The organism is Martinezella sp. CNPSo 3890, assembly GCF_057784455.1.
In genome coordinates this window covers 123,407-147,625 of sequence record NZ_JBXSOR010000003.1, presented here as the reverse complement: position 1 = coordinate 147,625, position 24,219 = coordinate 123,407, and the positions used below count along the sequence as shown (strand labels likewise).

The following is a 24,219-nucleotide window of genomic DNA, read 5'->3' as shown; positions in this document are numbered from 1 at the left end:
GCTGCTGATCTTGCACGATAAACTCGCTCTCCCCGCAGGAGCGGGGAGAGGAGCCATGCACACGGCTTTGGCATTGGAGGACTATGCCTGGCAATCGCTGAAGGAGGAACTTACTTCGGACCGATCATCGTTTCCGGCCGGACGATGGCATCGTATTCTTCCGATGATACCAATCCACTCGCCAGAGCTTCTTCCTTCAGGGTCGTGCCGTTCTTGTGAGCGGTCTTAGCGATCTTGGCGGCATTGTCGTAGCCGATCTTCGGCGCGAGTGCCGTCACCAGCATCAGTGACCGTTCCAGACCGGCCTTGATATTGTCCTCGCGCGCCGCGATGCCGACGACGCAATTATCGGTGAAGGAGACGGCGGCGTCGCCGAGCAACTGCACCGACTGCAGGAAGTTGTAGGCCATCATCGGATTGTAGACGTTGAGCTCGAAATGGCCCTGGCTGCCGGCAAAGGTGAGGGCTGCATTGTTGCCGAAGATGTGAATGCAGACCTGCGTCAGCGCTTCGCATTGCGTCGGATTGACCTTGCCCGGCATGATCGACGAGCCCGGCTCGTTTTCCGGCAGTGCCAGTTCGCCGAGACCGGATCGCGGGCCGGAGCCGAGCAGGCGGATGTCGTTGGCGATCTTGAAGAGTGCGGCTGCCGCGGCATTGATGGCGCCATGGCTGAAGACCATCGAATCATGGGCGGCCAGCGCCTCAAACTTGTTCGGCGCGGTAACAAAGGGCAGGCCGGTGATCTTGGCGATTTCGTCGGCGACCTTTTCGGCAAAACCGATCGGCGCGTTGAGCCCGGTTCCGACCGCGGTACCGCCCTGGGCGAGTTCACAAAGGCCCGGCAAGGTCAGCTCGATGCGTTTGATGGAAGAGGCGACCTGGGCGGCATAGCCTGAGAATTCCTGGCCGAGCGTCAGTGGCGTTGCATCCTGCGTGTGAGTGCGGCCGATCTTGATGATATGGGCGAAGTCGGCGACCTTCTTTTCCAGGGCCGCATGCAGGTGCCTGAGCGCCGGCAGCAAGTGATGGACGATCTGCTCGGCGCAGGCGATATGCATGGCAGTCGGATAGGTGTCGTTCGACGACTGGCTCATGTTGACGTGGTCGTTCGGATGCACGGGCTTTTTCGAACCCATGACGCCGCCGAGCATCTCGATTGCGCGATTGGAGATCACTTCGTTGGCATTCATGTTCGACTGCGTGCCCGAGCCGGTCTGCCAGACGACAAGCGGGAAATGATCGTTAAGCTTGCCATCTATGACTTCCTGTGACGCATCGACGATTGCCTTGCCGAGCGCCGGATCCAACTGGCCGAGTTCCACATTGGCGCGCGCAGCCGCCTGTTTGACGATGCCGAGGGCGCGGACGACCGAGAGCGGCTGCTTTTCCCAGCCGATCTTGAAATTGCCGAACGAGCGCTGGGCCTGCGCGCCCCAATAGCGGTCGCTGGCGACTTCGATCGGGCCGAAGGTATCGGTTTCGGTGCGGGTGGACGTCATCTTCGTGGTCCTGCTTTCCATTGAGACAGATAGCAGTCATATAGGTGCGAACCGTGCTCATGAAAACATCAAAGCGCCATTCATGATTATAAAAATCATGTTTTCAATGCGGTCGTCGGGCGTGCCCTTTTTAACACGCCTGGCATATATTCGCGGAGGCGCATTTTCCGCCCCTCAAAAAGCCCGGCAAATTTCAATAAAAGATTAACCAATAATTTCATAATTCGGTGTGGACTAAGCGCGGAAGACGCCACTGCTTCGTCACGTGAAGTTGAGGCATTGAACGAAAGGCGGGGTCTCGTCGTTTTCAGTGTAGTGGGTGTATGATGTCGGAGACATCGCGGCCGAGTTGAAAACAGCACCGTCGAGCTCGAAGTTACCGTACGATACAGGGACTGATTAGAGAATGAAACTTGCCATCAAAGCCACAGCATCCGTCCTGGCTCTTTCCTGCTGCCTTTCCTCGATTGGCGCAACCTCCGCAAGTGCTATGACCCTCATGGATTTTATCCGTGGCGGTCAGGGCCGTCAGCAGAGCACGCAGGTTTCGGCTCCGGTTCCCGTCAACCCGGCGCAGACGCTGAACTCCGTTGAGCCTCCGCGGGCAAAGCAGCCGCTGCCGACCGTCGATGCGCCGAAATACTATACTTACAAGGCCGACCAGATGCGGTTGGTGTCGACGGTGCATTTCGCCGATCCGGTTGTGACCGGCGCCGTTGCAGACGCCTCTCCCACGCCGGTCGCTATCGATGCCGAAGTCTCGCAGCGCCGCTATCTGGCGGATGCCCGCGTCATGGCGACCAACGATATCGCCAAGGCGATCGAAACCTATTATGCCGATCAGAGCAAGCCGCTTCTCTGGGTTGCGGATCATGCCGTTAGCGACAAGGCGAAGGCCGCGATGGCGGTCCTTGCCGATGCTGGTTCCGTCGGCCTCGATCCTGCCGACTATGCGGTAACACTGCCCGGCGACAATGCCGCAAATGCCGACCCGGTGCTGCGTGATCGGGCTCTCATGCAATTTGAGCTCACGCTCTCCAGCAAGGTGCTGATGTTCGTCCAGGATACGGTTCGCGGTCGTCTCGACCCGAACAAGATCTCCGGCTATCACGACTTCAAGCGCAAGGACGTCAATCTGACGGCTATGCTCGATGTATTGCGCGCCAGCCCCGATGCTGCCGCCTATCTCAACAGCCGCAGCCCGTCCAACCCGCAATTCATGGAATTGAAGGCGGAGCTTGCGAAGCTGCGTTCCGAGGCCGGAACGGACGGCAGTCACATTTCCATTTCGCTCGCGGGTACGCTGAAGCCGGGTGATAGCTCGCCGGAAATGGCCAATATCGTCAAGGCGATAGAGCATCGCGGCTCGAATGCACTGAAAACGGCTCACGCCGATCTTTTCTCCGCTTATCTGGGCACGCCGAGCTACACGCCCGAGCTCGTGTCGCTGGTCGAGGACTTTCAGCGCGAAAAGGGTCTGACGGCCGACGGCGTGATCGGCCCGTCCTCCGTTCGCGCGATGGTCGGCGAGAATAACGATGTGAAGATCCAGAAGCTGGTCATCGCCATGGAGCAGCTGCGCTGGCTGCCGGACGAACTAGGCCCGCGTTACGTCTTCATCAATCAGCCGGCCTTCATGGTCTATTACTACAATGACAATCAGGAGCAGCTGTCGATGCGCGTCGTCGTCGGCAGCAAGCAGCACCAGACCTTTTTCTTCGAAAATCAGGTGCAGACGGTCGAATTCAACCCATTCTGGGGCGTTCCGCAGTCGATCATCATCAACGAGATGCTGCCGAAGCTGCGTTCCGATCCGAACTATCTCGATCGCATGGGCTATCAGGTCGAAGTGGGCGGCCGCGCCGTCGCTTCGTCCAGCGTCGACTGGTATGGCTCGACGAAGAGCATTTCGGTTCGCCAGCCGCCGAGCAGCGACAACGCACTCGGTGAACTGAAGATCCTCTTCCCGAACTCGCACGCCATCTACATGCACGACACGCCGCAGAAGAGCTTCTTCAAGAAGGATATGCGCGCACTCAGCCACGGCTGCGTCCGTCTTGCCGATCCGCGCGCGATGGCCGCCGCCGTACTGAACACCACGGTCGATGACGTCGCCAAGCAGATCGCTACCGGCCAGAACAAGGCTGTGGCCGTACCGCAGAAGTTCCCGATCTACATCGCCTATTTCACCGCCTGGCCGAACAAGGACGGCGTAATCCAGTATTTCAACGATGTCTACGATCGCGATGCTGCCACACAGAAGGCGCTCGATGCGACCTCAAAGGCGCGGACTGCTCAGATCTAAAGTCTGTTCAGTGGCGAAAACAAAAATGGCGGCCATGTGCCGCCGTTTTTTATTGAAGAACTGATGTGTCTCAGGCCGCCAGCAGTCCCTCGACCAGTTCAGGCGTCAGCTCGTCATAGTGATAGATGATGCGGTTCGGTCCAAGCGTTTCGATGCCGACATCGGAGTAGCCGAAGGGGACCGCGATGGAGGGGACGCCGGCATTGCGGGCGACAAGGATGTCGTTGATGCTGTCACCGATCATGATCGTCCGGGCGATGTCGCCGCCTGCGCGCTCGACGGTGCCGATCAGGTGTTCGGCATTCGGCTTGCGGACAGTGAAGGTGTCGCCGCCGGTAATGGCCTCGAAATATTGGGTCAGTTCGAGCCGGTCGAGAAGTGTGCGCGCAAGCGATTCCATCTTGTTGGTGCAGACGGCCAGCTTGTAGCCTTTGTTCCGCAGTGTTGTAAGCGCGGCCAGGAGCCCGGGGTAGGGCTGCGTGACGCCGGGCATCGCCTCGGAATAATGGGTTATGAAGCGCTGTAGCAGAGCCGGTAATTCTTCCGATGTCAGCATATAGCCATGCAGCTTGCAGGCCCGCTCGATCATCACCTGCGCGCCGTTGCCAACGAGATGCGTCACGTCGTCGTAAGTGACCGGCGGAAGCTTGAGTGCGGCGATCGTATGGTTCAGGCTGACGATCAGGTCCGCATGCGTGTCCAGCAGCGTGCCGTCGAGATCGAATACGACAAGGGGAGATTTCACGAGGAATCGGCCTTTGCATAGAAAAGAGTGCGTCTTCCGGAGTTAAAAGATCGCGCGGGCAATTGCAACCGAAGCGCCGGAAAGCCTAGGCGGGAAGGCCTCGGGGATTTCTATATCATGCCGTTATTTTGGCTTTCGTTTGGCTGGAGAGCCGTGTAAACAGCAGACCAACGTAACAATGGGAGCAGGTGGCGCATGGACGCCCGCCAGATGAAAATCGAGGCTGCGAGAGCCGCGCTCGCTCACGTCGAAAGCGGCATGCGGCTCGGGATCGGCACCGGCAGCACGGCGGAGGAATTCGTTCGCCTGCTCGCCGAAAAGGTCGCCGCCGGCCTCTCGATTGAGGGCGTTCCCACATCTGAAAGAACGGCCAAGCTCTGCAACGAACTCGGCGTGCCGTTGAAGTCGCTCGACGATCTTCCGGAACTTGACCTGACCATCGACGGAGCCGACGAGCTGGATGGTGCGCTGACGTTGATCAAGGGCGGCGGCGGCGCGCTGCTGCGCGAGAAGATCGTTGCTGCTTCCTCAGCCCGCATGATCGTGATCGCGGATCAGAGCAAGGTCGTTGAGACCCTCGGAGCCTTTCCGCTACCGATCGAGGTCAATCCCTTCGGTCTCGTTTCCACTCGCATCCTCATCGAGAAGGCGGCCTCGCGTCTTGGGCTTTCCGGCGCGCTCAACATGCGCCGCGCGAGCGACAGCCTCTTTGTCACCGATGGGGGGCATTACATCGTCGATGCATCTTTCGGCCGTATTCCTGATGCAGAGGCGCTGTCGAGCGAGCTCTATTCGATTCCCGGCGTTGTCGAACACGGGCTCTTTATCCATATGGCGACACAAGCGATCATTGCCGGCCCCGCCGGTGCGCGCACGTTGCAGGCGAACAATACATAGGAGCACTCATCTCATGATCAAATTTGCGGGTCTTGGCCGTCTTGCCGCTGCAACCATCCTTCTTTCCGGCATTGCTTTCGGTTCCGTAAGCGCTCAAGAGGTTTCCGAGGATCAGATCAAGGCTGCCCGCGCCGCGATCAATGCTCTCGGCATCACCAACCAGTTCGACAACATCTTGCCGAACCTCGCCGAGCAGCTGAAGAGCACGATGATCCAGGCAAACCCGAATTTCGGCGATGCGATCAACTCGACCGTCGACGCCACCGCGCTCGCGCTCGCACCGCGCCGTGCCGATCTGGAGCGTGAAGCGGCCATCACCTATGCCAAGGCCTTCTCTGCCGACGAACTGAAGGCGATTGCAGATTTCTACAATTCGGCGGCAGGCAAGAAGCTTCTCAAGGACGGTCCGCTCGCCACCCGCGAACTCTACAAGGCGGCCGATATCTGGAGCCAGGGCATTTCGCGCGATCTCGCAAAGCAGAGCAACGATGCCCTGCAGAAGGTCGTCAAGCAGCCGGTCGTTACGCCGGATGCCGGTGCGGCCGCTCAGCCGGCGCCGAAGCAGTAATCAACGGCTCGCCGCCGCAGCGGTTTCGAAAGCTAGGTTTGTAGTTTTCGGTATCTGCGGCAAGCAGTTACAAATTCGAAGCCCGGATCGATTCCGGGCTTTTCTTTTTGGGTCTCGGCTCCCTATATGAGTGCCGACCCCCAATGGCGCTTCGCGCGCAACTTGATGTCTACAGGAGCGATCCATGCCTTCGTTTGATTTCGACCTTTTCGTGATTGGCGGCGGCTCGGGCGGTGTGCGCAGCGCGCGCGTGGCCGCATCGCTTGGCAAGAAGGTCGGGATCGCCGAGGAATATCGCTATGGCGGCACCTGCGTCATTCGCGGCTGCGTGCCGAAAAAATTGTTCGTCTACGCTTCGCAATATAGCGAGCATTTCGAGGATGCGGCCGGTTTCGGCTGGACGGTTGGCGAAAGCAGCTTCGACTGGAAGAAACTGATCGAGGCGAAAGACAAGGAAATCGCCCGGTTGGAGGGCCTCTATCGCAAGGGGCTCGACAATGCCAAGGCGGAGATCTTCGATACCCGCGCCGAGCTGGTCGATGCCCACACGATCAAGCTGCTGAAGACCGGCCAGACCGTGACCGCCGAGACCATCGTCATTGCGACTGGCGGTCGGCCGAATCTGCACACGGCACTGCCGGGTCACGAGCTTTGCATCTCCTCGAACGAAGCGTTCCATCTGAAGGAACTGCCGAAATCGATCCTCATTGCCGGCGGCGGCTACATCGCCGTCGAGTTCGCCAACATCTTTCATGGTCTGGGCGTCGAGACGACGCTGATCTATCGCGGCGCCGAGATACTCTCGCGCTTCGATCAGGACCTGCGCAAAGGCCTTCACGAGGCCATGGAGGAGAAGGGCATCCGTATTCTCTGCCATGACATCATTGAGAATGTCGAGAAGGTAGAGGGCAGGCTCAGTGCTCGGACGAAGAACGATAAGCTCCTGACGGTCGATACCGTCATGCTGGCGCTCGGCCGTACGCCGAATACCGAAAATCTCGGGCTTGAGGCTGCCGGGGTCGCAATCAACGAGCAGGGCGCCATTATCGTCGACGAATATTCGCGCACTTCCGTTGCGAACATCTACGCACTCGGCGACGTCACCGACCGGGTACAACTGACGCCCGTGGCGATCCACGAGGCCATGTGTTTCATCGAGACGGTCTACAAGGACAATCCGACCCGGCCGGATCACGAACTCATCCCGACGGCCGTTTTCTCGCAGCCGGAGATCGGTACGGTCGGCCTGACCGAGGAAGACGCTGCCAAGCGTTATCCGGAGCTCGAAGTTTACCGGGCGCAGTTCCGGCCGATGAAGGCGACGCTTTCGGGCCGAGCCGAGAAGATGATCATGAAGCTGATCGTCAACGCCGCGGACCGCAAGGTCATCGGCGCGCATATTCTCGGCCACGATGCCGGCGAGATGGCGCAGCTTCTCGGCATCACACTGAAGGCCGGTTGCACCAAGGACGATTTCGACCGCACCATGGCGGTGCATCCGACGGCGGCGGAAGAATTGGTGACGATGTATTCGCCGAGCTATCGCATTCGCAACGGCGAGCGCGTGTAACGCGCTCGTTTTGGCTCTGAGATCGACTGCACCATAAAAGATTCGCACAGTAGTTTGCCCGCCTTTGCAAGCGGGCGGCAAAGGTTTATAAGCGCGCGTTATTTACGACGACGGGCCGCCCGACCAAGATCGGGCGTACAAGCAGGTGAGTGAGATGGCACAGAATTGGACCCCGAGCAGTTGGCGGCAGAAACCGATCCAACAGGTGCCGGATTTTCCGGACAAGGCAGCGCTGGCAGAGACCGAAGCGCAGCTTGCAAGCTATCCGCCACTCGTTTTTGCCGGTGAAGCCCGTCGCCTGAAGGCGCATCTCGCCAATGTCGCAGAGGGCAACGGTTTCCTGCTTCAGGGCGGCGATTGCGCCGAAAGCTTTGCAGAACACGGTGCCGACACGATCCGTGACTTCTTCCGCGCCTTCCTGCAGATGGCCGTCGTGCTGACCTTCGGTGCGCAGCTGCCGGTCGTCAAGGTTGGCCGCATTGCCGGTCAGTTCGCCAAGCCGCGCTCGTCGAACATCGAAACGCAGAATGGCATCTCGCTGCCGAGCTATCGCGGCGACATCATCAACGGCATCGAGTTTACCGAGGAAGCACGCATTCCCAATCCCGACCGTCAGATGATGGCCTACCGTCAGTCTGCCGCGACGCTGAACCTGCTGCGCGCCTTCGCCATGGGCGGCTATGCCAACCTGGAAAACGTCCAGAAGTGGATGCTCGGCTTCGTCAAGGACAGCCCGCAGGGCGAGCGCTACCGCAAGCTTGCCGATCGTATCGGCGAGACCATGGATTTCATGCGTGCGATCGGCATCACCGCCGAGAGCAACGCAAGCCTGCGCGAAACCGATTTCTTCACCAGCCACGAAGCGCTGCTGCTTGGCTATGAAGAAGCCTTTACCCGCGTCGATTCCACGACCGGCGACTGGTACGCCACCTCCGGCCACATGCTCTGGATCGGCGACCGTACGCGCCAGGCCGACCACGCCCATGTCGAATATTTCCGCGGCATCAAGAACCCGATTGGTCTGAAGTGCGGTCCTTCGCTGCAGGCGGACGATCTGCTGAATCTGATCGACATCCTGAACCCGCAGAACGAAGCTGGCCGCCTGACGCTGATCTGCCGTTTCGGTCACGACAAGGTTGCCGACAACCTGCCGCGCCTCATTCGCGCCGTTGAGAAGGAAGGCCGCAAGGTCGTCTGGTCTTGCGACCCGATGCACGGCAATACGATCACGCTCAACAACTACAAGACGCGTCCGTTCGAACGCATCCTGTCGGAAGTGGAAAGCTTCTTCCAGATCCATCGCGCCGAGGGCACGCATCCGGGCGGCATCCATATCGAGATGACCGGCAAGGATGTGACCGAATGCACGGGCGGCGCCCGCGCGGTCGGCGCCGAGGATCTCCAGGATCGCTATCACACACATTGCGACCCGCGTCTCAATGCCGACCAGGCGCTGGAACTTGCCTTCCTGCTCGCTGAGCGGATGAAGGGCGGTCGGGACGAGAAGCGTATGCGCGCACACGGCTGAGCGAAGCCGCATTCATGATCTCTCGAACGGGCCGGCGAAAACCGGCCCGTTCGCTTTTGGGCTAGGAGCGATCAGCTTGGCTGAAAGACGCTTCAGTTCTTTGAAATTGACCCAACTTCCGTTCTCGGCAAGGCTGCCTCAAAATAAGGGGAGCGATGATGAGCCACGAACACACGGGAGCCTGCCTCTGCGGTAGTGTAAGTTTCAGGACGCACGGAAAACTGCGCGAAGTGGTCGCCTGCCATTGTTCGCAGTGCCGCAAACAGACCGGGCTCTATTATGCCGCGACCAATGTCGCACGCGAAAATCTTGTCATCGAGGGAGAAGAGGCGATCACCTGGTATCGTGCCAGCACATTCGCTCACCGCGGCTTTTGCAGGATCTGCGGCTCGGCTCTGTTTTGGGTGGCCGATGGCGCCGATGAAATATCGATCATGGCCGGTCTGTTCGATCAGCCGAGCGGCCTTGAGATGGGCTATCATATCTATTGCGCCGACAAGGGCGATTATTACGAGATCAGCGACGGACTGCCGCAATATCGGCAGGGGCGACCGGGGCTGTTGACGGCGGGCCCCTCCGATTGACCTTTAGATGGTGCCTTTTTCGGCAACGAGCTTGCTCAGTTTGGCGAGTTCTTCACGCACCACCGCAAGCTCGGTCAACACCTGCATATCGATCTTCTGATGCAGGGACAGCACTTCCAGCTCGGACTTGAGATTGACTTCATAATCCTTGGCCGCCTCGAAACGATCCCGCTCGGCCTGCCGGTTCTGTGACATCATGATGATCGGCGCCTGAATCGCGGCGAGCATGGAGAGAACGAGATTCAGGAAGATGAAGGGGTAGGGGTCGAAGGCGTTCGTGGTGAGGAGGATCGTGTTGATGACGCACCAGAAGGCCAGAAACAGCAGGAAGGCGATAATGAAGGACCATGAGCCGCCGACACGGGCGATGCTGTCTGCGAGACGCTGCCCCCGGGGAGGATTCCGCCGAGATGGCGGCGTTGATATCGGTGGAGATGATTTTCCGCTCGTGCGCCTTTTTAAGAACGCGCTTTTCGATATCGCCGAGCTGATCGGCTGTCTTGTCAAAATGCAGATGAACGAAGTTGGGAAGATTATGCATTGGGAGGGCTCCAAGGTCCTTGTGGCATTGAATGCAACTATTCGACCAATAGGGAAAAATGCAACGAGGGAAGGGTTTCAAACTCGATTGCGCATGGAGCTGCTGCGCGTACTGTTATCGCAAAAAAACACCCGCACTAACTCATGTTTATAATGGGCTAGCTGTCTTCCTGGCCCATTAGCTCCGCATGAGACGGGAAGAAGCGCTCCAAACCATATTGGTGGCCGAACATCATGTCGTGCTGCAGATAGCGATAGTCGCGCACGGTCGGGTCAAGCTCCGGCTCCTTGCGGCCCCAATCGGGGAAGGTCTGGCTGTCGCGGGTTGCCAGCTGATAGCGGTCGACGATGTTGTATTTCTTCTGCACGCGGCCGAGAAAGCCCGTATAGAAAGGATGCTCATAGCCTGCCGTTTTCAGCAGGTGATAAGGCAGCTGCGAGGGGCTGATGGTACCGATGTCCTTGCGAACGCCCTTCTTGCTCGACCAGACGACGAGCGGCGTTTCGTGCTCCTTCTTCATGACGTCGAGCGGCGCCTTGCGGGTTGCCACCTGCTGCGGCATGTAGCCGGTGTTCGGATAGACGCTGCCGAGCGGCGGCAGATGATCGCCCCAGAGGACGATAATGGTTTCCCGGTCGCGCTTTTCGGCCCAATCCATCAGCATCTTCAGGCTGTCATCGGCTTCGCGAACGCCCTGTGCATAGGTAGCGAGCGCCGCACGGTCATCGTCGTTCAAATTGCCCGCGATATCGACGGTATTCTCAGAATAGCGGTCGGCTTCGTAAGGCCCATGTCCCTGAAGAGTGACCGCGAAGAAGAAGAAGGGACGCTCGGCGGCGTCTCCTTCGCTCATGATTTCCTTCATAAGGGAGTCGTCGGCTGCGAACATGCCGCGTTTATCCATGGGCGGCAAAGTCTCCTGGGTATGAAATTCTTCGAAGCCGAAAGCCCTGTAGACCTCGTTACGGTTCCAGAACCAGCCGCTGAAGGGATGCAGTGCGCGCGCCGTATAGCCTTCGCCGCGGAAGAAAGTGGCAAGCGACGGCAGCGGGCGGCGCACATATTGCTGATAGGGAATGCTGCCATAAGGGAGAAAGGCGTTGGAAAAGCCCGTCAGTGCCTCGAACTCGACATTGGCGGTCATGCCGCCGAATTCCGGCGAGAAGACATTGCCCGATTGTCTGGCGCGGATCGTCGGCATCGGATCCGGTGTGAAGGCGATGCTGGAAAGCCGCGTCGGATCCCAGAGGGATTCGCTCATCAGCATGATAATGTCGGGCTTTTGGCGCGGACCGGAGAGATCGCCATAATTTCTTGCGGGCATGGCGTCGATGGCGCCAGGGCCGTATCCGGCCGGTGACTTGATGTCGGCCATGGGCAGGTTCAGCGCGAAGGCGACGATGAAGCCGTTGTGGTTGTAATTTTCCGTCTGGTCCCAGACGATCGGTATGATCCCCAGCTTCTCGCGAACATAGGAATATTGTGTGGGGTCCATCTGTGAGGCGAAAAGTGCTGCCAGCGGCAGGCAGATCGAAAGCCGGGCAAGGCGCTCGTTTCGCGAAAGCGCGACCGTGTGGCTCCGGATATAGCGCCAGAACAGGATCATGGCGCCGGTGCCGGCGATAATGCCGATTGCCAGGGCAATCGCCGTCCAAGGGCGATCACGTACCATGACCGGCATCAGCTCCATGATCTGCCGCCCAAACAGGAAGTCCGAAGGGTAGAGCGGATCGGAGAGAAAATTCTGCTTCTGGCCGGAAATGAAAGCCGGTATGAGCAGCACCGGAGCAACGATCAAAGCGGATAGATGCGCGCGACCGATCAAGGCATCCAGCGTCAGCATGGTCAGCATGACAACGCCGATGGTGGCAAGGCCCGGACGGGACGGGGAAAGGAGATAGGTCCAACCGGAGGCGAATTCGCCGCGTGCAACCCATTCGACCGTCACAACGATGGACAGGGAGAAAAGGAGGGTCAGCGTGAGGCTCAGAAGCAGGCGCAGAGCGGCAGACTTCTGTTTTGCCGCGCCGATCTTCTGGAAAAGGGCAAGCTTGCCCGCCAAGGCGGACTCGATGACCGATGCGACCAATGCTTTCTCCAAAAGCTACAAAATATTCATATAAGTGTCACGCTTCTGTCATGAATTCTTCATGAACCGCAAGGCTGGCCTGGTATTTTTTGGGGCAAAAATACCTCCTCTGCGCGTAGTGCGATCTTTGATGCGTGTGCGGGAAGGAAGGCGGTTGCGGAAGAAAGATGGCATCGCTAAATGTATGCCATGACAGAGCAAAGCCAGATTACCCACACCATCCGCATCGCCGTTGCGCAGCTCAATCCAACGGTCGGCGACGTCTCCGGCAATCTCGCCAAGGCGCGTGAGGCCCGGGCCGAAGCGGCGCGCGAAGGCGCGCAGATCGTCCTGCTGACGGAGTTGTTCATTTCCGGCTATCCGCCGGAAGATCTCGTGCTGAAGCCGGCATTCATCCGCGCCTGCTGGAAAGCGGTCGAGGCTCTGGCTGCCGATACGGCCGATGGCGGCCCTGGTGTGATCATCGGCTTTCCCCGGCAGGACGAGACGGGCCGCTACAATTCGATTGCCGTGCTCGATGGCGGCAAGGTGATTGCGGTCCGTGACAAGGTAGACCTACCGAACTACGGCGAGTTCGACGAGAAGCGCGTGTTCGATCAGGGCGCCATGCCCGGTCCGGTCAATTTCCGCGGCGTGCGACTGGGTATCCCGATCTGCGAGGACATCTGGGGTGAGCTCGGCGTCTGCGAGACGCTGGCTGAGAGCGGTGCGGAAATCCTTCTGTCGCCGAACGGTTCGCCCTATTATCGCGGCAAGGTCGACGTGCGCCATCAGGTCGTGCTGAAGCAGGTCATCGAGACAGGGCTGCCGATGATCTATGCCGCCCAGCTCGGCGGCCAGGACGAACTGGTTTTCGATGGCGCCAGCTTCGGTTTCAATGCAGACAAGACCCTGGCCTTCCAGATGAGCCAGTTCGAGACCGCGCTTGCAGTGACGACCTGGAAGAAGAACGGCGACGGCTGGCACTGCGCTGAAGGTCCGATGGCTCACATTCCGGAAGGCGAGGAGGCAGATTATCGCGCCTGCCTGCTGGGCTTCCGCGACTATGTCAACAAGAACGGCTTCAAGTCGGTCGTGCTTGGCCTCTCCGGCGGCATCGACTCGGCGATCTGCGCAGCGATTGCGGTCGACGCGCTCGGCGAAGAGCGCGTGCGCACCGTCATGTTGCCATATCGCTATACGTCGCAGGATTCGTTGAAGGATGCGGCCGATTGCGCCAAGGCGCTCGGCTGCCGTTATGACATCGTGCCGATCGAGGATCCGGTGACGGGCTTCAGCTCGGCCCTGTCGGATCTCTTCGAAGGGACCGAGAGCGGCATCACCGAGGAAAACCTGCAGAGCCGCGCCCGTGGCACCATCCTGATGGCGATCTCCAACAAGTTCGGTTCGATGGTGGTGACGACGGGCAACAAGTCGGAAATGTCTGTCGGATACGCCACGCTTTATGGCGACATGAACGGCGGCTTCAACCCGATCAAGGATCTCTACAAGATGCAGGTCTATGCGCTGTCGCGCTGGCGCAACCTGCACGTGCCGCCGGGCGCGCTCGGCCCTTCGGGCGAGGTCATTCCCCATAATATCATCGACAAGGCGCCTTCGGCGGAACTAAGGCCGAACCAGACGGACCAGGATTCGCTGCCGCCCTATCCGGTGCTCGACGATATCCTTGAATGCCTGGTGGAAAAGGAAATGTCGGTCGAGGAGATCGTGGCCCGAGGCCATGATGTTGCGACCGTGCATCGCGTTGAACATCTGCTCTATCTCGCCGAGTACAAGCGCCGCCAGTCGGCGCCGGGTGTGAAGATCACTAAGAAGAATTTCGGTCGCGACCGTCGCTATCCGATCACCAACCGGTTCCGCGATCGCTGATCGCGGTATCCAGCGGCAAGGGAGAGGAAGAATGCGCAGCTCGGTCGAGATTTATAATATCCGCACGGGTGCGAACCGGATCGTCTGGCAAACGGACCAGCTGATCGAGGCGCCGAACTATTCGCCTGACGGGCGCTATCTGCTGCTGAATGGCGACGGGCTGCTCTATCGGCTGCCGCTGGATGGCAGTGGGATCGTCCAGGTCGATACCGGCTTTGCGACCCTGTGCAACAACGATCACGGCATCTCGCCGGACGGTTCGCTGATTGCCATTTCCGACAAGACGCAGCACGGTAAATCCTGCATCTATGTTCTGCCGGCCGAGGGCGGCACGCCAAGGCAGGTGACGACCAATCTGCCCTCCTACTGGCATGGCTGGTCGCCGGACGGAAAGCGCTTCTCCTACTGCGGCATCCGCAACGACGTTTTCGATATCTATACGATCTCGATCGATGGCGGCGAAGAGACCCGCCTGACGCATGGCGAGGGCCGCAATGACGGACCTGATTATTCGGCCGACGGGCAATGGATCTATTTCAATTCGAGCCGCACCGGCCTGATGCAGATCTGGCGCATCCATCCTGACGGCACTGGCCTCGAGCAACTGACCGACGACAATTACGGCAATTGGTTCGCGCATCCATCTCCGAAGAACGACAAGGTGGTGCTGATCTCCTACGATCCCGATGTCTTCGATCATCCGCGCGATCTGAATGTCCGCATGCGGCTGATGGATATGGATGGTGGCAATATCACGACGCTGTTCGAGCTCTTCGGCGGGCAGGGATCGATCAACGTGCCGAACTGGTCACCGGATGGGGACGAGTTCGCCTATGTCCGCTATGAGCCTGCCTGAGCTCTGGACAGAGCGCAACCGGCGCGATAGATCTGGATGTGTTCTCAGGGCGCATCCGATCCGCGGGAAGGGCCAGGCCCACCTGATGCATATAACGTGAGACTGCCACACCTCTTTTCAGTCTGTGGGCGCGGATACCGGACGTAAATGGAAGGAGGTCTATCGTGACCACGCGCTCTTTGGCTGTCGACGCCACTCTTGATTCCCTGAAAAAGCAGGCCAAGTCTTTCCTCAAGGCCGTCCAAGCCGGTGATGCTTCGGCGTGCAGCCGCGTTGCGCCCTATTTTGCCGATGTCGCCGATGTGGGATTGCAGGACATTCAGCTCGTTCTTGCCCGCGAATTCGGTTTCTCCAGCTGGACGAAGCTCAAGGCGCATCTGGAAAGCGGCGATCGCAAGCATATCCCACGGGATCAGCTCGCCAACCGTTTCCTCTCGCTGGCGACGGTTTCGTATTTTGCCAATATTCCCGCCGATCCCGCGCGCTTCGATGAGGCGCTGCGACTGCTGGACTCCCATCCGGAGATTGCTGACGAAAGCATTCACGTCGCTGCTGCGCTCGGCGATGCCGACCGTATAGCTCGCTGGCTCGATCGCCAGCCACAGCTTATCGATCGCAGGGGCGGGCCGCATGATCTCACTCCGCTGATGTACGCGGCCTATGCTCGCGTGCCGGGTCGATCCAGCCTGCCGGCAGCCCGTGAGCTGGTTCGGCGCGGGGCCGATGTCAACGCCTTCTTTCTCGATGCCGGTCAGTATCGCTTCACCGTTTTGACCGGCGTCTTCGGCGAAGGCGAGGCGGGAAAGAATCGCCAGCCTCCGCATCCGGAATGCGAGGCATTCGCGCGGCTGCTGCTCGATGCGGGCGCTGAAGCCAATGATAGTCAGGCGCTCTACAACCGCATGTTCGAACGGGACGATACATGCCTGAAATTGCTGATTGAATATGGCTTGTCCGCTAAGGATAAGAACAATTGGCTCGTGCGCGAAGACGGGAAGTTTGTCGAGAACACGCAGACTGTGTTCGACTATCAGCTTGCCTGGGCGCTGGAACATCGCATGGGCGAGCGAGTGCGCCTGCTGGTGGAGCATGGGGCGGATGTTCACAAGGTCGTCAATGGCAGAACGCCGTATGAGTGGGCGCGGTTAGGGAACGACAAGGATCTGGCGTTGTATCTCGTTCAGCATGGAGCAGTGGCGGTTCGCCTTAAGCCCGAGGATTCGGTCTATATCCAGATTCAGCAAGGGGCCAGGAATGAGGCAGCGGGTCCGGCAATAGTCGTCGAACACATAAAGAGAATTGCGAGGGAATTCGATATTCCTGAGGCGATGCGCCAGGCTCATCCCGACATGCTGCACGAGGCTGCTGGCGAAAATGATCTGCGCGCCGTGGGTCTCATGTTGGCGCTGGATTTTGACGTCAATGCCATGACAAGCCGAACACCGCTGCATGAAGCCGCGCTGCATGGCCATATGGAGATGGCGAAGCTGCTGATCGAGCATGGAGCGGACACCACCGTTCGTGATCCCAATTTTCATGCGCCGCCGATCGGTTGGGCCGAATATAACGGCAAGGATGAGATGGTCGAGTTTCTGAAGGCCTATCCGCTCGATATTTTCGCGGCGGCCACTTTCGGTCAGGTCGATCAGCTGGCTGCTATTCTCGATAAGCATCCGGAACAGGTGAATATCCGCTTCGGAGACTTCCGCCCTCATGGGCAGGCCACCGATCGCGATTGGATGACGCCGCTTGGCTTTGCCATTGTCAATCGCCGCGGCGAGGCGGTGCGCCTCCTGCTGGCGAAGGGTGCGGATCGCTCGGTCAGGGATGTTTCCGGACAGTCCTATCGCGATCTCGCGAGAGAGACAGGCGATGAGGCCATCATCTCCTTGTTGCGCCAGCCTTGAACGACATGAAATCAACGCAGTCGGGCGGAGATGGGCAACATCCGCTCACGCATTATTGCGTCGGCTGCGGCCCGGCCTCTTTCGGATGTTTGAGGTCGATGCTGCCCTGGTCGGTCGCGAGGAATTGCGGGCCGACCTGGCGCACCTTATGGGCCGAGGGATCGTAGGGACGATCCGGCGGAAACTGCTGCGGCTGCGTCTGTGTTACCTTGGGCGCCGCCGTCGGTGGTGCCTGCTTTTGTTCGAGGCTGGAATTCTTCTGGAGCCTTGGCGTCTCGATGACGGTAATGGAGCTTTCGGGCTTGGCCAGGGACTGCTCCTGCGGCGCATAGGCATCCATCTTCGTATGGGTATCGATCACGATATCCGGGGTTGCCGAAGCCGGCAGGCTGCAGCCGTTGCGCTGCATCGTATCCAGCAACTGCCGGCGCTGCATGGCAACGGCATCGACGCGACCGACGCTCTGCTCGCGTTGATCCATCAGCAGGGAGAGATCCTGCCGCATCTGATCGATCGACTGCCTGATGTCATCGCAGACGCCCTGACTGTCCCGGCCGCCAAATACGCCATCGTCGCCTTCGACGCAGCCCTGGTTGCGCAGATCGCTCATCGTCCGGCGGATCATCAGGTTCTGTTGCACGATGGCGCGCGAGAGCTGGCGTGTTTCCTGGCTGGCGCCGATCACTTCGCTGATGTCGACATAGCGGCCGCGCAGTTCGTCGCAGAGATCGACCTGTGCGAGGGCCGCGGGTGTGGCCGTCAGCAGGGAAAAAAGGGCAATGGAAGCTTGTTTTATGCCGCGGTTCACGGTTCTGCTCTCGAAAGCGGTTTTAAGTCGCTGAAGATTACACGCTGTAGCTTAACAACGTATCCATGAAAAAGCACGGATTTCGAGAGGATTTTCGTGAAATTGCAGGTCGCAGCCGCCGATAGCCAGGGGATAGGCGACACCGCGAATGCATGAAACGCGGTGTCATTCTGGCTGTGGCTGCTAGACGTGATATCAGGCGATCTGCGAGGCTTCGACGACGGCGAGCGCCGCCATGTTGACCACGCCACGGGAAGTGACCGACGGCGAGAGAATGTGGGCCGGGAGCGCCGTCCCGAGCAGGATCGGGCCGACATGCAGTCCATCGGTCATGGTCTTGACCACGCCGAGCGTGATATTGGCGGCATCGAGATTGGGGAAGACCAGTAGATTGGCTTCGCCGGAGAGCGCGCTGTCCGGCATTACGTGCCGGCGCAGGCTCTCGGAAATGGCACTGTCGCCATGCATTTCGCCGTCGACCTCCAGATCCGGCGCTGCCTCGCGAATGAGAGCCAGCGCTTCGCGCATCTTGGTAGCGCTTTCCGACTCCCGGGAGCCGAAGTTGGAGTGCGAGACGAGGGCGGCGCGGGGCTCGATGCCGAAGCGCTTGATTTCCTCGGCAGCCAGCCAGGTGGATTCCGCGATTTCCTCGGCGGACGGATTAAACGTCACATAGGTATCGGTATAGAAGGTGGCGCCGCGCTGCGAAATGAGCAGGCTCAATGCCGAGAAATCCCGAACATCAGGCCGCTTGCCGATGACCTGGCGGACGATGCGCAAATGACGCTCATAACGGCCTTCGAGACCGCAGATGAGCGCATCAGCTTCGCCGCGCTTCAGGGCAAGCGCGCCGATAACGGTTGTGTTGGTACGGACGATCGTGCGGGCTGCTTCCGGGATAACGCCCGCGCGGCCGACCAGCGAGAAATAAAGTTCGACATACTCGCGGAAGCGCGGATCGTCTTCGGGATTGATGACAGCGAAATCCGTGTGCGGGCGAATCTTCAGGCCGTAGCGCTTGAGGCGCGTCTCGATGACGGAAGGACGACCGATTAGGATCGGGACGGCGGTGCCTTCCTCGAGCAGGACCTGGGCGGCGCGCAGCACGCGCTCATCTTCGCCTTCGGAGAAGACGACGCGTTTGCGCTCGGCAATCTTCGCAGCCGCAAAGATCGGCTTCATCACGAAGCCCGAGCGGAAGACGAAGCGGTTAAGCTCGTCCATATAGGCATCGAAATCCTTGATCGGGCGCAGAGCGACGCCGCTTTCCGCAGCTGCCTTCGCCACAGCCGGCGCAATACGCAGGATCAGGCGCGGGTCGAAGGGCGAGGGGATCAGGTAATTAGGCCCGAAGACCGGCGTTTCGCCGGTATAGGCGCGGGCGGCGACGTCGGAAGGCTCTTCGCGGGCAAGCGCGGCGATGGCGCGCACGGCGGCCATCTTCATCTCTTCGTTGATCGTCTTGGCACCGCAATCGAGCGCGCCGCGGAAGATATAGGGGAAGCAGAGGACGTTGTTGACCTGGTTCGGGAAGTCCGAGCGGCCGGTGCAGATCATCGCGTCCGGGCGGGCGGCACGGGCGAGATCCGGCATGATTTCCGGCGTCGGGTTGGCGAGCGCCATGATCAGCGGCTTTTCGGCCATCTGCGCCAGCAACTCGGGTTTCAGCACGCCGGCGGCGGAGAGGCCGAGGAAGACGTCGGCACCTGGGATGGATTCGGCCAGCACGCGCTTGTCGCTATCTTGAGCGTAGACGGATTTCCACTCGTCCATCAGGACGTTGCGATCCTTGTAGACTAGGCCCTCAATATCGTGGACCCAGATGTTTTCGCGCCTGGCGCCAAGGATGACGAGCAGGTTGAGGCAGGCCAGCGCAGCCGCACCGGCGCCGGAGGCAACGATCTTGACGTCTTCAATCTTTTTGCCGGCCAATTCCAGCCCGTTGAGGATGGCGGCGGCGACGATGATGGCGGTGCCGTGCTGATCGTCGTGAAAGACCGGAATTTCCATTTTCTCGCGCAGGCGGCGCTCGACCTCAAAGCATTCCGGCGCCTTGATGTCTTCGAGATTGATACCGCCGAAGGTCGGCTCGAGCGCCGAGACGGTATTGACCATCTCATCGACCGTCGGTGCTGCGATTTCGATATCGAAGACGTCGATGCCGGCGAATTTCTTGAAGAGAACGGCCTTGCCTTCCATGACTGGTTTCGAGGCCAGCGGGCCGATATTGCCAAGGCCGAGCACTGCCGAACCGTTCGAAATTACGGCAACGAGATTGGCGCGGGACGTATAGTCGGCTGCCGTTTCGGGGTTGTCGCGGATGGCGATGCAGGGCGCAGCGACGCCGGGGGAATAGGCAAGTGCCAGATCGCGCTGATTGCCCAGCGGCTTGGTCGCTTGAATTTCGAGCTTGCCGGGACGGGGATAACGATGGAAATAAAGCGCCTGCTCGTCGAAATTTCCGCTCGCCATGTTCTTGGCTGCTTTCGAAGTGTCGTTCGTATCCAACTTGCGTCTCCATTCCTGCCTGCGCTTTGAGTCTTCTGCATACATCAATCGCTTCGCCTTCACAGTATGGAATTGAGGTCACAAGGCGTTTTTGTCGTGGCAAAACTGAATTGCCTTTTCCGCAATGATCGCAGATCGCGCGATGTCCTTTCCGCAAGTCGAAGGCTGCGAACGCGTCATCTTGGAAAGAATGGCGTGAAAGTGCACAGATGGGCGGCTCATCCAAGCGAGGCGGCGCGGGCCATGTTTCGCCTTGGTATCGCCAGCTTTACAAGCGATCGTCCTGACCTCGCAGTTGCCGCGAAACTTGGTTGAACGTCGCCGCTGGGCCGCCAAGCACAGGGTTTGTCATCTTCCTGAAACACGAGTCTGGTTTTGGAATAGCCAACGTAGGATAGGGCACGGACATAAAGTTCGTGAATGAAAACATGGACCCCCGGCATTTCCGAACGCTATTCATTTCTGACGTGCATCTCGGCTCGAAGGCCGCCAAGGCGGATTACCTGCTCGATTTTCTCCGTTATCACGAGGCCGATACCATCTTCCTGGTTGGCGACATCGTTGATGGCTGGAGACTGAAGCGAAACTGGTACTGGCCCCAGGATTGCAACGACGTCGTACAGAAGCTCCTGCGCAAGGCGCGCAAGGGCACGCGCATCGTTTATATCCCCGGCAATCACGACGAATTCCTGCGTGACTTCCCCGGAATGCACTTCGGCGGTATCGAGGTGGCGCAGCGCGCCATGCATGAAACGGCCGACGGGAAGAAATATCTCATCCTGCACGGCGACGAATTCGATGTTGTCGTCCGCAATGCCCGCCTGCTCGCCTATCTCGGCGATTGGGCCTATGACATGGCCATCTTGATCAATATCGGGCTTGCGGCGGTGCGCCGACGCCTGAACATGCCCTATTGGTCCTTTTCGGCTTGGGCAAAGCTGCAGGTGAAGCACGCCGTCAATTTCATCGGCGAGTTTCAGCGTGTCGTGGCCGAAGAGGCCAAGCGCAATGATGCCGATGGCGTCATCTGCGGTCATATCCACCATGCCGTGATCGAGGATCTCGATGGGATCCGTTACATCAACACGGGCGACTGGGTGGAAAGCTGCACGGCGATTGCCGAACACGAAGACGGCACGTTCGAGCTGATCACGTGGCAGAATATTCTTGAAACGCAGCCAGTCGGCTCGCAGGTCGGAGAAATACCGCAGGCCCTCGGCGCACAGGCGGCCTGATTTCTGGATCTTCACAGGCTTGATAATGGCTTGTCATAATTATTGATCGCTGCAAGACAGCCCTGGCTTCGGATTTTTCCGAAACGTTACGGTTTTGGCCATTTCTCGCCATAGTCGTATTCTCGATAGCATGATAGGGACAAGTACGTTCCCCTTCAGGTCTGTCATGATTCCCGCGATCAAGTCCTTCCAGGGCGAGGGTGCGCCTCCATATTTCCGCTTGCGCGCCGCCTTGTCCTATTGCGCTCCGTTGTTCGTCAACGGCATTGCCGTACCCTTCTTTCCCGTCTGGTTGGCGGGGCTGAATTTCAATGATCACGAGATTGGCCTGGTGATCGCCATTCCCATGGTCGTGCGCGTCCTCGTGACACCCATCATCGCGGTACTCGCCGATCACATGAGAGAGCGGGCCGATGTATTGTTATGGTCGGGTGCCTTGTCGCTGCTGACGGCAATTGCGCTTTACTGGACCAGCGACTTCTGGCCTGTGCTTCTGGTCTACGGCATTCAGGGCGCTACTTACGCGCCTTACGTACCGGTGGTCGAATCGATTGCCATGTCGGGTGTGCGCCGCTGGGGTTTCGACTACGGTTCCATGCGGGTCTGGGGATCGATCACCTTTATCCTGTCGACCCTTCTCGGCGGCCAGCTGATCGGCATGTGGGGCGGCACGACAGTATTGCCCGTGATGGTGGCGGGGTTCATTCTGACGACGATGATGGGCTTTTTCGCGCCACGTATCGGGCCGACGCGCCGGCGCAACCAACCGATCAATCTGCAATCGCCGACCGGAAATCTGCGCTCGCCGCAATTGCTTATAACCATGATCGGCGTATCGATACAGCAATCGAGCCATGCGATGCTCTATACATTTGCGTCGATCTACTGGCATAAGCTCGGCTTTTCCGGCGCCGAGATAGCCGTGCTGTGGAGCATTGGCGTCACGGCCGAGGTGATGGTGTTTTTCCTGTCGAGAAAACTGAGCAGGAGGTTCAGCGCCTGGACGCTCATCTTCTTCGGTTCGACCATGTGCATTCTGCGCTGGGTCCTGTTTCCGAGCAATTTCGGCTTCATCGGCTATTTTGTGCTGCAATGTTTTCATTCATGCACCTATGCCTGCGTCCATACCGGCGTTCAGCGTCGTATCGTGGCGTCCGTCCATGAGACGCAGGAATCATCGGCTCAAGGCGCCTATTATTTCTACAATGGCATGTTCCTGGGATTGATGACGCTTGCATCCGGCTATCTCTACGCCTGGCTCGACCTGACGAGTTACTATGTCATGGCCGGCATCGCCGCCTTTGGGCTCGCCATGGTCGTTTTTGCCTATGGGCTGCAGGCGAGAAAGCCGGCAATCGGCGGAGGCGCTCACGGCGTATCCTGACGCGGTGCAACAAATTCATTTGGATATCAAAAAGCCGTGACATATGTTGGCGCCGGCGCGAGATGGAAATTCCATGCATAGTCGGTGTATTAAGCACTGACCATGCGGACTCACCGAGTCGGCGTATGTTGTGCCAGATTTGAAAGACGCATGAGTTTGAAAGCAGCCGAGCAAAGGTCCGATGCACCGAAGATCGATGATGCGCCCGAGGGCGCAGGCCATCGCTATCGGCTGCAAGGCAATTGGCGCAGCGCCAATGTGCACGGCGTGCTGCGCCAGATCGAGCAGCTGTCGAAGCGCAGCTCCGGCGGTGAGGTTGTGATCGATCTTTCCGGTCTTTCGGATGTGGATACGGCGGGTGCGCTGCTGATCCGCCGGCTGAAGGAAAGCCAGGAAGCACACAAGGCCCACGTTACGATCGAAGGCTCGAATCCTCATATTGACGAGTTGCTAACGACATTCGATACGCATCCCGAGGATGAGGCGGCAGCGGCAAAGCCGAGGAAATCATGGGCGGAGCGTGTCTTCGCGCCTATTGGCGAAAGTGTCTACGATATCTGGGGCAACCTCATCGCCGCCATGTATATCCTGGGCTCAGCCGTACGCGGCGGTCAGCTCAAGTTCGGCCGCGGTAGCGGGGTTTCGCCTGCCTCGATCATCAACCAGATCGATCACATGGCGGTACGCGCGGTTCCCATCATCCTGCTGATGTCGTCGCTGATCGGCGCGATCATCGCCCAACAGGGCGCTTTCCAGCTGCGTTATTTCGGTGCGGAAATCTTCGTGGTCGATCTGGTGGGCATCCTGCAATTGCGTGAAATCGGCGTGCTTTTGACCGCGATCATGATTGCGGGTCGGTCCGGCAGCGCGATTACCGCTGAAATTGGTTCCATGAAGATGCGCGAGGAAGTGGACGCGCTGAAGGTCATGGGCCTCAATCCCGTCGGCGTACTCATCTTTCCCCGGCTGGTGGCGCTGACGGTTGCCTTGCCGCTGCTAACGGTCATCGCCAATTTTGCTGCGCTTTTTGGTGCCGCCCTGGTGTCTTGGGCCTATTCCGGCATCACCTTTGCAACCTTCATCTCGCGACTGCATGAGGCCGTCAGCCTTTCGACGGTCATTTCAGGCATGATCAAGGCACCGTTCATGGCGCTGGTTATCGGCATCGTCGCGGCGGTCGAGGGATTGAAGGTGGGAGGCAGTGCCGAGTCTCTTGGTCAGCACGTGACGTCATCGGTGGTGAAGTCGATCTTCGTCGTTATCCTCATGGACGGGCTCTTCGCCATGTTCTACGCAGCAATCGATTTCTGAGGGACGATAACG

General features: G+C 59.2%; 17 protein-coding genes and 1 pseudogene. 12 read left to right on the top strand and 6 right to left on the bottom strand.

Annotation, left to right across the window (positions count from 1 at the left end; translation table 11 throughout):
• Nucleotides 1-110: 110 nt before the first annotated feature.
• Entirely contained in the window at nt 111-1,502 is a 1,392-nt protein-coding gene (gene fumC / locus AC13RC_RS10605; protein ID WP_488557110.1) for a class II fumarate hydratase, read from the bottom strand.
• Between the two features lie 406 nt (nt 1,503-1,908).
• Here fumC and AC13RC_RS10600 point away from each other — a divergent pair, with 406 nt between their 5' ends.
• Nucleotides 1,909-3,807 (top strand): L,D-transpeptidase family protein, encoded by a 1,899-nt coding sequence (locus AC13RC_RS10600; protein WP_488557109.1) that lies wholly within the window; start codon nt 1,909-1,911, stop codon nt 3,805-3,807.
• A 70-nt stretch (nt 3,808-3,877) separates the two neighbouring features.
• On the opposite strand, the gene AC13RC_RS10595 is transcribed toward AC13RC_RS10600, so the two are convergent.
• Nucleotides 3,878-4,552, bottom strand: a complete 675-nt coding sequence (locus AC13RC_RS10595; protein ID WP_488557108.1) for an HAD family hydrolase — start codon at nt 4,550-4,552, stop codon at nt 3,878-3,880.
• Nucleotides 4,553-4,747: 195 nt separating this feature from the next.
• On the opposite strand from AC13RC_RS10595, the gene rpiA reads away from it, so the two are divergent.
• From rpiA to AC13RC_RS10570, 5 genes are all read left to right on the top strand, one after another.
• On the top strand, nt 4,748-5,449 hold the full coding sequence (rpiA, locus tag AC13RC_RS10590) for a ribose-5-phosphate isomerase RpiA (RefSeq protein ID WP_152092748.1): 702 nt from the start codon (nt 4,748-4,750) through the stop codon (nt 5,447-5,449).
• Nucleotides 5,450-5,462: 13 nt separating this feature from the next.
• Nucleotides 5,463-6,017 (top strand): DUF2059 domain-containing protein, encoded by a 555-nt coding sequence (locus tag AC13RC_RS10585; RefSeq protein WP_069613069.1) that lies wholly within the window; start codon nt 5,463-5,465, stop codon nt 6,015-6,017.
• A gap of 184 nt (nt 6,018-6,201) precedes the next feature.
• The gene (gor, locus tag AC13RC_RS10580; RefSeq protein WP_488557107.1) at nt 6,202-7,587 is read left to right on the top strand and encodes a glutathione-disulfide reductase; all 1,386 of its coding nucleotides are present in this window, start codon (nt 6,202-6,204) and stop codon (nt 7,585-7,587) included.
• A gap of 154 nt (nt 7,588-7,741) precedes the next feature.
• The gene (locus tag AC13RC_RS10575) at nt 7,742-9,115 is read left to right on the top strand and encodes a class II 3-deoxy-7-phosphoheptulonate synthase (protein WP_113390945.1); all 1,374 of its coding nucleotides are present in this window, start codon (nt 7,742-7,744) and stop codon (nt 9,113-9,115) included.
• Between the two features lie 158 nt (nt 9,116-9,273).
• Nucleotides 9,274-9,699, top strand: a complete 426-nt coding sequence (locus AC13RC_RS10570; RefSeq protein WP_113333144.1) for a GFA family protein — start codon at nt 9,274-9,276, stop codon at nt 9,697-9,699.
• 3 nt (nt 9,700-9,702) lie between these two features.
• On the opposite strand, the pseudogene AC13RC_RS10565 reads toward AC13RC_RS10570, so the two are convergent.
• Nucleotides 9,703-10,240, bottom strand: a pseudogene (locus AC13RC_RS10565) (DUF1003 domain-containing protein).
• A gap of 157 nt (nt 10,241-10,397) precedes the next feature.
• Entirely contained in the window at nt 10,398-12,272 is a 1,875-nt protein-coding gene (locus tag AC13RC_RS10560) for an LTA synthase family protein (protein ID WP_488557327.1), read from the bottom strand.
• A 246-nt stretch (nt 12,273-12,518) separates the two neighbouring features.
• Between AC13RC_RS10560 and AC13RC_RS10555 the strand changes: the two genes are divergently transcribed.
• The 3 genes from AC13RC_RS10555 to AC13RC_RS10545 all read left to right on the top strand — a co-directional run bounded on the left by AC13RC_RS10555 (nt 12,519) and on the right by AC13RC_RS10545 (nt 16,961).
• A complete protein-coding gene (locus AC13RC_RS10555) occupies nt 12,519-14,198 on the top strand; it encodes an NAD+ synthase (protein WP_488557106.1) in 1,680 nt (559 codons plus the stop codon).
• A gap of 31 nt (nt 14,199-14,229) precedes the next feature.
• Complete coding sequence (locus AC13RC_RS10550) at nt 14,230-15,054, top strand: TolB family protein (RefSeq protein WP_488557105.1); 825 nt, start codon at nt 14,230-14,232, stop codon at nt 15,052-15,054.
• A 164-nt stretch (nt 15,055-15,218) separates the two neighbouring features.
• Complete coding sequence (locus tag AC13RC_RS10545; protein WP_488557104.1) at nt 15,219-16,961, top strand: ankyrin repeat domain-containing protein; 1,743 nt, start codon at nt 15,219-15,221, stop codon at nt 16,959-16,961.
• 52 nt (nt 16,962-17,013) lie between these two features.
• Here the strand turns inward: AC13RC_RS10545 and AC13RC_RS10540 are convergent, their stop codons facing one another.
• Together AC13RC_RS10540 and AC13RC_RS10535 are read right to left on the bottom strand one after the other, a co-directional pair.
• Entirely contained in the window at nt 17,014-17,769 is a 756-nt protein-coding gene (locus tag AC13RC_RS10540; protein ID WP_488557338.1) for a hypothetical protein, read from the bottom strand.
• Between the two features lie 195 nt (nt 17,770-17,964).
• On the bottom strand, nt 17,965-20,241 hold the full coding sequence (locus AC13RC_RS10535) for an NADP-dependent malic enzyme (protein WP_488557326.1): 2,277 nt from the start codon (nt 20,239-20,241) through the stop codon (nt 17,965-17,967).
• 464 nt (nt 20,242-20,705) lie between these two features.
• Between AC13RC_RS10535 and AC13RC_RS10530 the strand changes: the two genes are divergently transcribed.
• The 3 genes from AC13RC_RS10530 (at nt 20,706) to AC13RC_RS10520 (ending at nt 24,207) form a co-directional block, all read left to right on the top strand.
• Nucleotides 20,706-21,512 carry a UDP-2,3-diacylglucosamine diphosphatase gene (locus AC13RC_RS10530; RefSeq protein WP_069613061.1) on the top strand — a complete coding sequence of 269 codons (807 nt, stop codon included), beginning with the start codon at nt 20,706-20,708 and terminating at the stop codon, nt 21,510-21,512.
• Nucleotides 21,513-21,678: 166 nt separating this feature from the next.
• On the top strand, nt 21,679-22,896 hold the full coding sequence (locus AC13RC_RS10525; protein ID WP_113355277.1) for an MFS transporter: 1,218 nt from the start codon (nt 21,679-21,681) through the stop codon (nt 22,894-22,896).
• A 150-nt stretch (nt 22,897-23,046) separates the two neighbouring features.
• Nucleotides 23,047-24,207: an MlaE family lipid ABC transporter permease subunit gene (locus AC13RC_RS10520; RefSeq protein ID WP_488557103.1), complete on the top strand. Its 1,161-nt coding sequence runs from the start codon at nt 23,047-23,049 to the stop codon at nt 24,205-24,207.
• The last annotated feature ends 12 nt before the right edge of the window (nt 24,208-24,219 follow it).

Excerpts from the sequence above, each read along its gene's own strand:
- AC13RC_RS10535 (WP_488557326.1), bottom strand. The coding sequence starts at position 20,241 with ATGGCGAGCGGAAATTTCGACGAGCAGGCGCTTTATTTCCATCGTTAT.
- rpiA (WP_152092748.1), top strand. The coding sequence starts at position 4,748 with ATGGACGCCCGCCAGATGAAAATCGAGGCTGCGAGAGCCGCGCTCGCT.
- AC13RC_RS10520 (WP_488557103.1), top strand. The coding sequence starts at position 23,047 with ATGAGTTTGAAAGCAGCCGAGCAAAGGTCCGATGCACCGAAGATCGAT.
- AC13RC_RS10585 (WP_069613069.1), top strand. The coding sequence starts at position 5,463 with ATGATCAAATTTGCGGGTCTTGGCCGTCTTGCCGCTGCAACCATCCTT.
- fumC (WP_488557110.1), bottom strand. The coding sequence starts at position 1,502 with ATGACGTCCACCCGCACCGAAACCGATACCTTCGGCCCGATCGAAGTC.
- AC13RC_RS10600 (WP_488557109.1), top strand. The coding sequence starts at position 1,909 with ATGAAACTTGCCATCAAAGCCACAGCATCCGTCCTGGCTCTTTCCTGC.
- gor (WP_488557107.1), top strand. The coding sequence starts at position 6,202 with ATGCCTTCGTTTGATTTCGACCTTTTCGTGATTGGCGGCGGCTCGGGC.
- AC13RC_RS10575 (WP_113390945.1), top strand. The coding sequence starts at position 7,742 with ATGGCACAGAATTGGACCCCGAGCAGTTGGCGGCAGAAACCGATCCAA.
- AC13RC_RS10530 (WP_069613061.1), top strand. The coding sequence starts at position 20,706 with ATGGACCCCCGGCATTTCCGAACGCTATTCATTTCTGACGTGCATCTC.
- AC13RC_RS10570 (WP_113333144.1), top strand. The coding sequence starts at position 9,274 with ATGAGCCACGAACACACGGGAGCCTGCCTCTGCGGTAGTGTAAGTTTC.
- AC13RC_RS10550 (WP_488557105.1), top strand. The coding sequence starts at position 14,230 with ATGCGCAGCTCGGTCGAGATTTATAATATCCGCACGGGTGCGAACCGG.
- AC13RC_RS10525 (WP_113355277.1), top strand. The coding sequence starts at position 21,679 with ATGATTCCCGCGATCAAGTCCTTCCAGGGCGAGGGTGCGCCTCCATAT.
- AC13RC_RS10555 (WP_488557106.1), top strand. The coding sequence starts at position 12,519 with ATGACAGAGCAAAGCCAGATTACCCACACCATCCGCATCGCCGTTGCG.